Raw genomic sequence first — 14,857 nt, 5'->3', positions numbered from 1 at the left:
AGATCGGATCATTGGGCACGAGAGACAAAACACGAACGCCTGGATGCGGAGGAGAGTCGGAGCAAAATCGACATCGCCTCAGTTTAGCACCTACCGAAAGTCGCTTCATCGGTTGAAGCCAACCGTGGTTTCGCGTTGCTGTTGTCAAAATAGTCGCACCAAAGCGACGTCCTCTGCCAGTCGATCGAGTTCGTCATCGATCAAGTCGCCACGTTGCGAAACGAAATTCGATCCTTCCGAAGGGTACATCGCCGCTGGCTGCTCACTGGTGTCTCCGGTTCTTAGCATGCGGTTTTGGTCAGATCGCGACGGTTCACTGTCCGCTAGAACTCGTGATCCAAAGGAGAGATAGTTGATGACTCTCAATGCATCCAGCGCTGTCACTCGGCCGTCGCGGTTGACATCATAAAAGGGCTCCATGCTGTCGAAGGCTCGGTACACGGGGAGCAAAGAATCATCCACTCGGTTCAAAAAGTTGATGACCATGAGCGCGTCCAACGCCGATGCATGGCCGCTGCGATTCACGTCTTCGACGAGATCAGCATTGGTCCATACGCTCGCGTTGGCCTGTGTCGTGATTGTCACGACCTGGTCCACTGATAGCGCGGTATCATCGGGATCGGTGAATGTTACCGTAACCGAAAGTTCGTCATCATCGGGATGTTGCAAGAACCCATCTGGCTTCAATCGTAAAACGCCATCGGAGAACTCAAAACGATCGTCATTGATCGTGACGACCGGAGGCTTGGCAAACTCCGACACGAAACGGCTGAGCGGTGTTTGAGAAAAATTCTCTTTCGTCGAGACTCTCTGGTGCGTTGTCGCGAAAGCGGAATACGGTGCCGCGACGACTTCGTGGATAAGGGAGACCCCGATGATCGTGTTGTCGCCATCGCCGCCGTCGATCGTCATCGGAAACTCGACGACATCGATTTGGTCGTCTCCATCGCCGGCTTCGATGCGAACCGGCCCGTCCAACGATTCGGGTTTAAAAACCAACGTATCGTCACCTGCGGTGCCTCGAACAATCGTTTGCAACGAATCAACGCTTCCTCGGATCTCAGCGTGCCGAGAGACGATGTCAAGCTGACCAGCAGACCGAGCCGAAACACCCGAAGGAAGTTCCAATCGGATATCGCCCTGAATTGAAAGCGACCCAAGCGACTGGAGGTCTTCCACGATCGTCAGAGTTTCGGTGGATTTGATTGACAGCCCCAGGCCAGATTGAAAACCGGATGAACCGAGGTCGCGGGTGGGGGTGAATTCGCCTGCTTGCTCGCCTTCTGCACCACTTGTTGGATCGACCACGCCGCCAACGGTCAGATCGCCGGTCGCGGCGAGATACACGCTGCCCGTTATAGCAATTCCTTCAACGGCACCGGTTGTGATGTCGATTGGATCGGTCGGCAAGCCAATGTCGTCGCGAGCAAAAAGCCAGAGCTTTGCTGCAATGACGGTCGATGGTTGATCACGCGGGGGAAGGATGCTGCCGCTGCCAGCGGAAAGAAATGCGGTTTGGTCGGTCTGAACGCGATTGAGGATCAAATCGCCTTCGGTTTCGTTGACGTAGGTGTTCAAGAAACTATCGACGCTCAACCAAGGATTCAGAAAAGGCCGAGCCGTCAAGGGATTTGATAAATCCTGTTCGGTTCCGATTTGATTGACGTCCAATTCGTTCGTGGCTTGGCCAATCGTCCCGCCCATGGCCACCAGTTCAATCCCTGAACCAACGATGTCCGTCTGCGGATTTCCGTCAACGATCGCGCCGTTTGCCGAATACGGATCCATTGGATCCACGACGTCAATCGCGTCAACGATGGATCCGGCGGCACGCAGTCGTACGCGATTCCCAACAGCTACGCCATCCTCGTCGATGGTTGAGAGCACTTGCCGAATCCGTAGATCGGAAGCGTTCTCTGAAATGGCGATCCCACCGGGGCCAACCGCCGTCAATGTGCCACCAATTTCGACATCCAAAAAATCCAAGAAGCCAAATGCTTCGGCAAATCCGATGTAGGAATCTGAACGCAGGTGTAGGTCACCGGCGGCCTTCAGGTTGGTGCGATCGGATTGCACCGATTCGGTGATACCCGAATCAGATGATATGTCGATAAAGGATGCCGCGGAAAAGACTTGGTCGATCCGCAAATCATTTGGGGCACTGGTCTCGTCGGCATTCTGCTGCAACACGATTTCGTTCTGTGCCCGAGCAACGATGGAGTTGTTGTGTTCTACTTCGATTCTCAGGGGTTGGTCGAGCGATCCGATACTACCACCAGAAGATTCCAAAACGATTGCAGCGCCCTGGACATGCGCCGATTCCGTTTGTGCTGCATCACCGCTCAGGTTTCCGTCGGTTTTGATGCGAATATCGGACGGACGCCCATTGAAAGTCGACTGCAATGAATGAAGCTCGCCGATCACCAGGTCCATCGCTGACCCGAGAAGAATGTCTGTATCCGCGATCGCAGTAACGGGGCCCGTTGTTTGAACGTCAACATCTTCTCGGCGTGCTACACGAACATGTGTGGCAAGATCATCGGGGACGATGGGCGAAAGGGTGCCGAGACCAACCAGCCTTTGCGAAGTCTCGAGTCCCTCTGCGTAGTTCTCGAAGATCAATGTGCGACCATCATCTACAACACGACGGACTGTGTAGATGCCTTCGTCGAAATGATCATATTGGTGCGGGTCCTCGGCATCGTTACTTAGGTCGACATAGACACTTCGCCCCGCTTGGATTCCAAGGTCGTGCCACGTCTCGGTCGCATCGAGCGGAAGCGTCAAGGAGACAAAATCAATAGACGAAGCGGAGTCTGGGTATTGCGTCCCCCTGGTGACGCCGGCCAGATCAATCGGAGCCGATCCTAGATACAACACGTCGTTTGGTCCCGCAGTTGAAAGGACGGCCTGTTGTTTTAGCGTGATGGTTTGGGAACTGCCGGCGACGGGTAATTCGATGAATTCGGGTTCACCTTGCGAACCGATGCTGCCGGGGAACTCTTGGTTATTCGACGTCGCATCCAGTCGAATTTCCGAGGCGATGATATTGGGCTGTTCGGTGACCAATTCAGTGTCGGTAACGACAACAAAGTTGAGCGTGTTTGACAATTCCTCGCGGGTCCACCGACGCATGGATGCGTCGATGGCGGCGATCTCATCGGAGGTCGCGGTGTACTGGAAACTTGGGTCAAATTGGTTGCCAAATTCACCGTAGGCTTGGTGTAGAGCGTGGTACTGCTGAGTTCGACTGCTTTCCAAAGTTGCGATCGTATCAGGATTGTCAGCGTAAAAGGATCGCTCGGCTTCACTCAAGATGATGAGGTGGTTCGCGTCGTACTCCGCAGGTTCCCTTTGAGTATTTCTCAATTGCCAATAAGTTTGATATTCTCCTGTCTTGATATTCTCCAGCGTTTCGATGCGACCGGTACGTTTGTCGTCAAATCCATCCTCCGTCGTCAGTTGCAGGGAATTCCAAACGGCGGCCGATTCGATTGCATTGAAGTCATCGACATCATCTTCGGTCCGTCGATCAACGATTCTTCGCCCGTTCAAACCACGAAGGGAAACGATGCCACCGGCCTCAATCTGGTCGATCCCAATGTCCGAAAATTCAGCCTCTACAAAAATATCACCGGGCGCCGTCGCGTTGATGCTGGTCAGCGGATCGATAAATAGCGGTGATTCAGCCGATCCAATGTTTCCGGTATCTGAAACAAGGCGTATATCGACGCCACTCACATAGGAGCCGAGTGCGTGGTCAAAGATCGACCCCGGTACGGAAAGCTGCATTGCACTCCCACCACTGAAGCGGCGCACGACCAAATCACCACTCAATTCACGGACGTTCGCTGAGCCAGCAGCACTGATGTCTAGCTTCGGTAGCAATCCATCCAGTGTGGTGCTCGACTGGTCAATCAGAAAGGGGCTGTTCTCAGACCCGATTGATGATTCGTTGGCTACGACTTCAATTTCACGACCACCCACGATGCCCAAATGACTGTTGCTTATCTCGATCGGGGAATTGCTCCGGATATTGGTGCGTCCAGTCGGATTGGAAACTCGTCCGGCAAAATAGATATCCCCGTTTGATTCGATATTCACTCCGCCCTCGTCGTATCCGACGAAATTGATCTTGATGTCACGGTCGGCTTCCAACGAATGCGTATCAATCCGCGTTTCCCTACTGTCTTCGACCGTCCTAGTGAAATAGTTCTTGTTCAAATCCAGGAACCCTGACCATGTCGTCCATTGGTCCACGACGATTTCGCCGCTGGTCGTGCTGCTGGTACTGACCGCGTGTGAATACTTCGGGAGCGAGAGGTCGTGGACGAAATAGCTGCCCGCGTCAATGAGATAGGTATCATTTGGCGATTCAACAGTATTAACCGTGTTGGCTCCATCCTCCGCAAATTCGTCGATCACGCCGAGCCAACTGGACGTGGTGTACGTGCGGGTAATGAAAGTCCCAGACTTTTCCGCTATCGAAAACTGGTACTGCAAACCAGTGACCGGCTCATAGACGATGTCGGATAAATCGTCATGAATCGTTTGGATGTTGCCGGCTGTTTCGACGACCCGGTCTCCTACTTGCTGAAAGAGAGTCGTCTGCGACAGTTCGGGACTGGACAGAGGACTTCCAGGCCCCTTCGCTCGGTCATTCAAGATGATCGTGCCGCTGCCTTGCTGGCTCACATCCAGGCGACGAATCTCAATTGGAACATTGGTTTCGTTGTTGATGTTGATGTTCGCGTAGCCACCGAGCACGCGTATTTCGCCGTGGCTGGTGTTGGCGATGTGGCCGTCAATCTCGACGTACCCGCCACCGGCTCGCAACTCTTCGATGATGATACGCCCGCTGGCTGGATCGTAAGAAACGTCAAAGTCTTCGCTGCCACCTAAATGCGTGTCCGCATTCAATCGCAACACCGAGTCGCCAGTGTGCGCGTTGATTGCATCGGCGACATCGTCTCCAAGCGTCAGGTTGTAGTCCGATTTCCCACTTTCGATCAAACTGTTGATGTTGACGTACTGGGCCGAAAGGAAAATCCGACCAGCCGATAACTTGCCGTCGCCGCGACCTTGGTCGATGAAATCCTCGTATGTGTCCGAGGTTAAAGACTGTGTTCTAATTTGATCAAGATAGGACACAACGCGAGCGTGCTCGGTGCTGCCTTCGTACGTTGATCCCTGTTGCCCCAAATCGATGTTTAAAGTTCCTTCTGCACCCGCAATGACGGACTGCGACAGCACTTCGATCGGAGCGTTGATCGTGATATCGCCCGCTCCGGCCGATGGATTACGAATTGTCAACGAGCCACCCAAGTTCGCGATCGGTCCGCTGACAGTGATACTGGGCCAAACCAGCGGCGCGTCACCGTTTTCAAGATCGACGCTTTGGGCTCGGTTTTCGACCACGATCGAAGGCGTCCCAGAATTGCTGAAATTGCTCATGCCATTGATAATCACCCCGCCATTGAATTGCGGGATGAACAGCCCCGTTGTTTCTATGAAGGCTCGCGTCTGATTGATGATCTCAATGGCCGGGTCACTCGGCGCGATGACTTGACCGGTTCCGCTATCACCAAACTTTTTGAACTGGCCGGCGACGATGTCGATGATTCCCGAAGAACTGGTGATCGGATCAACCACGACCGTGACAATGGATTGTTCGATTCGCTGGGGCTCGCTGGCACCTTCGGGAGTTTCGGCCAGGCCTTTGACCTCCAGTTGGGCCTGCATCCGGTCAATTTCGTCCTGGTATTGCTGCACCAATAATTCATTGCTGCGATGGTCGTTGATCAAGTTCTTCAGTCGGCGGATTTCCGTGATCAAAGGTGATGTCAGAGACGATGGCACCAATGTAAATTGAATCGAATCGTCGGAGTCGTCTGATCGTTGCACGCTGTAGCTGCTGGCGGAATCGACATCGCCGCCGTTGTAAGTGATCCCCGTGATATCCAGTTTTCTGTATCGGTTGAGTCCGGTTTCGGCTAAGCCTGTGACTTGAACGGTTGATGTGACGGCTTCGTTTCCTGAGCCCTCGGTCACTTCTTGGCCGCCTTCGCCGATCAAGTCACCGACCGCGTTGATGACCCCTTCGACCAAGTCCACGACAGCGGTGGTCCAGCTAACCGATTTCGCCAACGCGTTGACTTCGCTGACTTCGTCATTTTGAGCATGCAGACGCAAATCGCCGCCACTGCGTACCACGCCGTTCTCGGAGACTTCGATCGTGTTGGTCTGCATCAGATTGGCTGTGGCAGTGGACGACGTAATCGGAATCAAACTACCTGAAAAGACATCCAATCGGGCATCAATGTCGTAGTTGTCCCGATTGGGAGCGGAATCCGTGCCAGCGGAAATTTGGATATCGCCGTCGGCAACCAGAGTCCCGTGAATCAAGACTTGATTGTCGGGCCGGATATCGACCCGGGATGTCCCGATGCCAACGGTCAGCACGCCGTAGACCTCCGTGCTGGTCTGGATATCAGCCTGTGCGTTTCCGCGAGCGGTGATGTTCATCGTCCCTCCGCTGTGGACCGCGGCGGACGGGTCGACGGTGACGACTGCTTGGTTGTCCAGTGCGTCGAGCGTCGTGTTGACACCGGAACCCGCACCAACGCCCCCACTGGCGACGACCAACTCATCTATCGCGTTGATTTTGTTGGCGGAGTGCAGGTCGATTGAATCGCCCGCGAAGAGCAACGCCGAATCATCGATCAGTACGTCGGTATTCAAAGTCAATTGCGTCGCGCTACCCACGCCGACGCCTCCGACGATGCCGCCCACGGTCGCATTCGCATTTCTGTCAAAGCCATCGTCAGCGAACGGGCTGGATTTGTCGATCCGATTCGTCGCGGTTGCTCGGATGGTGGCAGCGTCCATGTTCGCTTGCTGACCAATTTCCGATTTGACCGTCGACGCGATAGTGTTGGAAAGATTCCCTCCCGATCCGGTTAGCACTCCGCCGCCGATGGCACTCAGTCCGGTATCGAAGTGAGACAGGTGGTTGGAGAGCACTTGAAATGATCCGGTCAAGTCAAAGTCCGCTTCGGCACCGATGGTCGCGGAAGTCGTGCTTGTGTTTCTAGTTTCTGCGGTGGCGGAAGAACCAGAAGCCACGCCACCGGCACCAGCCGTCGCGCCGGCGAAAGTGCGTTCGATGGAAGCAGCGTTGATTCTGAAACTGTTCCCCTCCAGCGTGACGCTCGAGCCAACGCGGGCGATGTCATTTCCCGAATCATTAGTACCGGCATAGGTCGACCCGAACGATCCTAAACCGATTGCCAAACTATTCGCGTCGGCGTGGTGCTCGGATACGCGACGTGCAAACAAATTCGTCGAGGCAATTTCCAGTGTCGATCCATCTGCAATTTCAGCCAGCACATTCGCCGTGTTGGTGATCGAAGCGACGGATGCTTCCACACCCAACAAGGACCCCGACGAACCGTCCGCCTTGGCGACGGAGGGAGTATCGCCGTTGAAATCAGCGGTTTGTGCCAGAGTTTGCGATTGAAAGATTTCTTGGTCGGAATTGCCCAGCCGAGCAGTCACCTCGCCACTGATGTTCACGGTGGATTTCGAGACGCCGACCAGTCCGCCAAGGCTGAGCGCGAAGCCGGCGGAATCAGATTTGCCAACAGGTGTCGCTCGAGCGAAAATCGTTGCATCACGAACGTGGATGGCACCGCCGGATGCTTCGGCAGTGGTCGTCGGCGTGATGGTGTTTTCGGTCACTGATCCACTGCCCACCAATCCGATCAATGCCGCCGCAGCGGTCCACGTATGGGTGTGTGCATCGGCAGTGATGGTGTTGGTCGAAGTGACATCAAGGTCCGCTTCGGGAGAGTCGATGTCACTGTCGGTCAAAGTTGAATTGGTCGTCGACGTGATCTGATTCTTGCCCTTGGCGCCGCCTCCCGCACCCGCGACAGAGAACGACGACAATGCCAGGGCAACTGCCATCGCGTAAGCGTCGGCATCAGCAACTACGTTTTCATTGGCTTCCAGCGTCAGGCCGTCGCCCGTCGTCGCGGAAACGGTTGTTCTTGAAACAGACGCGTCGATTGTGTTGTCGATCCTGTTAGACGCTTCTGAGACCGAGACTGTGACGGCCACAGCACCGCCCGATCCGCCGACACCGACCATGGTCATGGAACCGACCAATGCCGTGACGACGCCTGTTTCAGTGTTCTGGTCATCAGGATTATTTGTCGCCCGGACGATCACGGAACCCGCGTCAACGGTGCTGGCGACGGCGGCTGCGTCGCTCTCGTCGTTGATGATTGCGCTGATTTTTGTGGCCAGATTATTGGTCGCACTGCTGCCGACGACTGCCGCAGAACCGGCCACATTCCCGAGTGCACCAGCGACCGAATTAGCCTTAACCGTCGCGGTCACTGTGTCGATGTTCTCGGTCAGTACCGACAATGTACCGGCGGCCGTCATTTGACTGCCTTCGACCAATGATTTGACTTCGGAGACGAATAGCGTGTCGCCATCTGGACTGGTCTGTACGGTCTGCCCGATCGTGTTGGTCGCAATCGAGACTCCGATTGCTGGACCACCACCAACGTTGCCTCCGCCTACTGAAACGCCATCGCTTTCGATTGATGCGGACAACGTGGCTCTACGACTCGCGTTGACATGAATATTGTGCCCCGCGTTAATCGTGCTGTCGGAGACCCGCGCGAGTGTCGCCGAGTACAGTCCGTTTTCAGCTAACGCACCGGCTCCCGCGACTGCGACGGCAAGCCCCGAGCTGATACCGCCAACGTAAGATGCCGCCAAAGCCAAAGCTTCCATCGTGTTGTCGCTTGTTGCAACAACGGAAACATCCCCGTCGAAGATGCCACTTGCCGGTGACGATGTGCGGATCGTCGATCCATCCAAGACAGCAGCGTCGACCTGATTTCGATTTTCATTTTTGGCGACGGAAATTCCAATGGATAAGGCGGCCGTGCCGCCGCCGGATATTCCGGCCCCGACGGTCATCCCGTAGGTGCGTGAACTCAACGCAGTCGAGTCCGTGGCTGACACCATAAAATCGCCGGCGTCCACTGTACTACCGATGGTGGTCGCAGAGATCTGTTGTTGAATCAGGTTATGCGTTCCAGCACCTGCACCGGCAATCGCCGCGCCGAAACCACCGGTGACGGCCGCTCCCACGGACGATGATTCCGTGATCGCAGACAAGATCGTCTGGTTGATCGCTTCGACCTGAACTTGCTCCGATACTTTGACGACCGATTCGTTCAACGTGGCTCGCGTGGCACCGATGATTTCGTTCAAACCCAATCCGATTCCAATCGACGCGGCGCCCGATGCGCCGGCACCACCGCTGCCGCCAACACCAAATGCGAAGCCGCTCGCGTGAACCACGCCGCTGTGCAGAGCGACAATGTAAAGCGAATTCGTGTCAATCACGCTACCGTTTTCCTCGCTTTGTCCGACCTCCGCCATCACATCTTGGTCCAACCAGTTTCGGGAACCGGCACCGGAGCCTCCGAATGTGCCTCCTGCGATGGGAGTGAAGCGTGCCGCCACCGCTCCCGCGATCGAATCGGCTGTCAACGATGTGTTCGCGGTCGCCTTTACATCGACCTGGCCTGTCGTCCCGGTGTCGAGCTTCGTGCCTAACAACTTGGCCGAAACGTTGGACGTCACGTCATTGATCGCGACGCTTGCACCGAACGAGACGGCAGCTTTGACAGCAAGGCCAGCGACAAGGGATGCGCCACCGGCATCGGAATTGACCTGCGACATCTCCTGCGCTTCGACACGAACATCATTTGAGTCGTCGATGGTACTTTCGCTGATCCACGCCAACGAATTGAGTTGTGCTTCGTTGACGGCCAACGCGCCGACGCCAGCCAGATTCAATTTGCCAGCGCCGGTGCTACTGGCTTGGACTGCGACTGACGCACCAATCACGACCGCATCGATATTGCTGTCGGATTTTGCATCCACCGCAATATCGTTAATGGAACCGGTGACCGCATCAATGTAGGCAACGGATTCACTGGCGATTTGATTGATGGCGACAGGTACCGTCAGCGAAACCGGTCCCAAGCGTTTTGCATTGGGCTGGGCCGAGGAACTGCCCACTCCTTGAATTCCGCCGCTGATCACCCAAGAAAGAACATCACCACTCGCTGATGCATCCACCTCAACCGACGACAAAGCGACTCTTCCGTCTCCGATCGCTGCCGCTTCTCGATCCCTGCGGCCCAAGAAAGCAGCCACGTCTTGGTCAATGACATTGACACCGATCGAAGTGCCGACGCCGATCTGTTTGCCTTTCAAGAACGCACCCAAAATGTTGATGCGATCGAGTGTGTCGGTCGCGTTGATCGTCAAACTGCCACCTGACAACTCGACTCCATCGCCGACGCTGGCACGTGTGTCGGTTTTGATATTGGATGCGGCGATGGCGGCGGAGAACCCGAATTGGGACGATGCCGTTCCAGTTTGCACGAGTGCCAGATCGTAGAGATCGGAAATTGCCGTGACGTCGATGGCGTTGTTGAGCCAATCGTCGCGTCCTACGATTGCCGCATCGGCAATTTCAGCAACCGTCGTGTGATCGCCCAATGTCAACAACATCGTTCCACCGGCCGCGTTTTTGCCGGAGACACCGAGCGGATCGATTAGGTCTTTGATGAAATCTTGGACACCACCTCCCTCCCGCTTATGCCCTCGATTGATTGCTTCAGCCAACCCCGGAACACTCAGGTTGATAGCCGACATCTGCCCAGCCCCAACGCTGAACGTATCCAGGGTCGCGTTGACGCTGACTGATTGGTTGTCAACGGACAGTGCGTCACTCGTTTGCACGTGTGCGCCTTCGCCAATGCGAGCGATCACATGATTGGTGGTGTTGGTTACCATCAAACCAAGTGCCAGCGAAAGCGAGTCGTCGCCGCCGTCGGCAAGCGTTCGCGCGTACACGTTGACCAATCCGGCTAGCCCGTGAGTCCCGTCTAGCAGCGACTGAAAACTGCCAAGTCCAAATTGCTCCAGTGTCACGGCCGCGTTTACACCATCGTCGCTGGCACCCAAGAATGGATAAACGACTTGAGCGTTGACCGCAATCAGCCCTTGCGCATCCAAGACCGCTTGCTGCGTCACGTCGGCGTCATCGACAAAACGATCTTCAACGACTGCGTGAGCGTCGTTATGAAAGAATCCGTAACCCGCGCTGACGGCGAATTCTTTGGTGTTTTCGTTCTCTTCATTCAGCGCGTTACGCGTTGATTCACCGATCGCTCCCAAACGCGTTCGTTGCACGATGTCGGCGTCCAATGTGATGCTGCTGCTCGAAGCAAGGTCCGCAGTCGCTCCGATGATTGCGTTGACATCATGATGAAAGACTGAAACAACGAATGATCCGGCCGCGTCGATGCCGCCCTGTTTGTCGCTTTCAGGTTGCGTCGTGCCCCCAGGGTCCACGTTTGTTACATCGGTCGCATCAGAAACTCCGTTGCCTTGGATGCTATCGCGAAGTGAATCGAAGAATCCGAGTCCCGCTGATCCAATGTTCTCGATTCTTCCCGCCCCGACGCCGCTAAGAACTGAACTCCAAGGCTGTTCGCCTTGTGTCAAATTCACTCCGGCCTCTGCTTTGTTGATCGCTGATAGCTGAGCGACGACTGAAATCCCGCCCGATGTGCGTGTCAGCGTGTGGTCTGTACTGCCACCAAAACTGATGTCCACTGTCTCACTACCAAACGCGTCGGCCAACGACCCGGTCAAACGCAGTTGATTGGGATAGTGCGGATCAACAACGGCATAGTATCCATGATGATTGTCCAGCCCGTTGATCGGGGCATCGGGCAGCGACACGCTGCCAAGGCTGCTGACGACGCTCTCCGAGGCATCAAAGGCGAACATCTCGTGCTCTTCTGATCTCGACGGATCGGTGGCATAGAGCAAAAAGTCGCCGGTCTGAAAACGATGATCCGCTGGCAAGCTGATCCAATCGTCTTCGGCGTTGACGTCATCAAGCGGATTGAAACTCAATCTGTTTTCGTCGTATCGAAATCCGTGAGTTCCGCTGGTTCCAGCTGGCAACGAGAAATCAACAAAGTCTATTGTGCCAGGCAGACGTAGTTTAATTTGCGATCCAATTTGAACCGCTTCGTAACGTTGGTTTTGTTTCAGTCCAGTGATGCTTTGCGGCAGAATGTCATCGTCACCAGCTTCCGATCCCAAATAGACAAGACTGCTGACACCATCAGGCAGAGTCATTTCGATCCGCCCATCATTGCTCGCGTCTTCGGAACTGACTTCGCTCGCGTCGAATTTGATTACCGAAAGTCGAGTCAGCGAATGGATCGCCTCGGCATCGACATTTGCATTTTCCAAGTCAACGCTTTCTGCACGGGCGAGACGAACGGTTTGCTGGACCCCGTCCGCATGTTGCGAGCGAATGTTTGCCTCGCGGACAATGTACTCTTCCCCATCAATCAGGCCCGGCATGGGCGTCTCGCCACGGTACGTCAGCCGCTCGCCCGCGAGAATCGGATTGGCCGCAGGGATATTGTTCAGGAGCAGGTAGTCACTGCTGGAGAAGATGTCTGCGCCTGTAAAGTCGATCTGCGATCCAGAAACGCCATCTGACTGAATTGTGCCATTGACTTCCGATCGCACGATCGCATTGTCGACGCCCACTGCAGCAGAGAAACCCACCGTCCCGTCGTTGAACACCGCCGTTGTTGCGGTCACGTCGTTGATCACTTCGCTGACCGCCTTGACGTTGACCTCGCCACCGGAGTGGATGGTCGTCCCAGCGGCAACGTCGATGGTTGACGTTTCATTTGTCAACGCCAGCGACAAATTGACGGCGGTCTTGACCTTTTCAGCATCTTGCGATCTCGCTCGCGAATTCGCTTCGTTCCGAGCGACGTTGATCGCTGTGCTAGTCGCATCAGTAACAAGGTTGACTGACCCGGTTGCCTCCATTTGCGTGGTCCCCAAAACGTCGATCGTCGCCGAAGAAGTCGAATGGCTGAACCCAACCGAGACCGTCGCGGGCAAGCCGCTTCCATTGAGACCTGTGACCGCGATCGAATTCAAAGACGAGTCGGCTACCGCTGTCGCACTGACATCAATCGCCCCGACGCTCCTTAGCACCGAATCAGCCAGCGTGATCCCCGCCGACGCGTTGTGGATTTTCGCTTGACCACTCAGCGGGCTGACGGCGCCGCTGAGTCCGATCTGAGGTAGTGTTTGAAGTTGGGTGATCAGCTCATCAGCGATGACGTCTTGGTGTCCGCCCAGTTCACTCCAGCCTGTGGACGTGATTCCATTCGCGCTCAGTGTGATCTGATTCGCCGAGATGGTCGAGTTGCGGACCTCGATCGTTTGTGATTCGTTTGCGACCAACCCGTTGAGCACGGCGTCGCTGATCACATCGCCCAAGTCAGGCTGTTTGACGGCGGACAACACGACCTGACCTGCTCCGAGCAAACCACCGTTGACCACCAGAATCGACTCGGCTGAGACGAGCAGATCGTATCCGGATAGGTTCACATCAGTGTCAACCTGAAACGCGGCGGCTGAAATTTCGATCCGATTGTCATCGATTCCGTCGAAATTGATTTCATCGAGAACGTTGCTATTGTCTTCGGCCTGAACAATCTTCAGAAATTGTTCGCCTGGCTGCAATTCAACGTTTTGTCCCGGAAAACTAAGCGACGCGGCCAGCACCCTGCGGGTCTCCAGCGTTTCGACGCCCAAGCGACGACGAGATCGCGTTTGACCACAGTCAGCACGTCGTGGACGATTTCGCAAGAAACGGCGCGTCCACGGGGACCTCTCGGGTATCATCGCATCTCCAGTCGGGAAGGGGGCCCAAAAAGGTGATGAGTCTCAGATTTGGGGCGGCTACCTCCTATGTGGCAATGTCGTTTCACAGACCGCCAACGATTTTCAGAATCCCAATGACCAGGTACCGGATTTATTTCCGATGGCTGTTGGATTGCGTTTTGCTTGACGTCCAATGTCGTTGCGAAAGCTCACCTCTGACCATGTGTGGAACAGGAAGCTGGCTGTGGTGAACCTTTGGGATCGATCGAGTATCGGCCTGTTGCATGAGTTCTCATCGTGCGACACTGGCTGCCATTTTGATGGAACGAGACGGAGGAGTTCACTTGCTTGACTCGACGAAGAAATACCCGATGGTGATGCCGGATGGGACAGAAATCAAAACCGTTGTTTTGCTGAATCAAGTCATCGACCATCCCAAAATTGAGATTGGTGACTTCACCTACTTCGGTCATCTGGAGGTCCTGGGTGATTACGCCAGCTACCTTGCGCCGTTTCTGTTTCCGCTCAGTCCGGAACGTTTGGTGATCGGCAAGTTTGGGCAAATCGCCCATGGCGTGCGATTCATCACCAGCTCGGCCAACCATAACATGAGCGGCTTTTCGACCTACCCGTTCAACAACTTCTCGATGCATGAGAAGACGACGGCGGAGGACATACAGGTGATGTTTGATATTCCGGGCCGCAAGGGAGATACCGTCATCGGCAATGATGTTTGGATTGGGATGGAGGCCATCATCATGCCGGGAGTCACAATCGGAGACGGTGCGATCATTGGGGCTCGTTCGGTGGTTGCCAAAGACGTTGCCGCCTACACCGTTGTCGCGGGCAACCCCGCGCAGCCCGTCAAGCGACGCTTTGATGAAGACACCATCAATTCATTGCTTGAGATCAGCTGGTGGGATTGGCCGGTCGAGAAGATCGAAGCCAACATCGACGCGATTGTGGGTGGTGAAATCGAAATTCTGAAACGTGCCAACGAGGGCAACCCGCGCTAAAGCGGCTGATGCCCGGCTCCGTAAGGACC

2 protein-coding genes are annotated in these 14,857 nt (G+C 55.2%); one reads left to right on the top strand and one right to left on the bottom strand.

All coding sequences use genetic code 11. From position 1 onward, the window contains the following. Positions 1 to 144: 144 nt before the first annotated feature. The gene (locus CEE69_RS09285; RefSeq protein WP_099260388.1) at positions 145 to 13,797 is read right to left on the bottom strand and encodes a dockerin type I domain-containing protein; all 13,653 of its coding nucleotides are present in this window, start codon (positions 13,795 to 13,797) and stop codon (positions 145 to 147) included. Between the two features lie 299 nt (positions 13,798 to 14,096). On the opposite strand from CEE69_RS09285, the gene CEE69_RS09280 reads away from it, so the two are divergent. Next, a complete protein-coding gene (locus CEE69_RS09280; RefSeq protein WP_099260387.1) occupies positions 14,097 to 14,828 on the top strand; it encodes a CatB-related O-acetyltransferase in 732 nt (243 codons plus the stop codon). Positions 14,829 to 14,857 lie beyond the last annotated feature (29 nt).

The organism is Rhodopirellula bahusiensis, assembly GCF_002727185.1.
GTDB lineage: Bacteria > Planctomycetota > Planctomycetia > Pirellulales > Pirellulaceae > Rhodopirellula > Rhodopirellula bahusiensis.
This window is presented reverse-complemented; position numbering and strand designations above follow the sequence as displayed.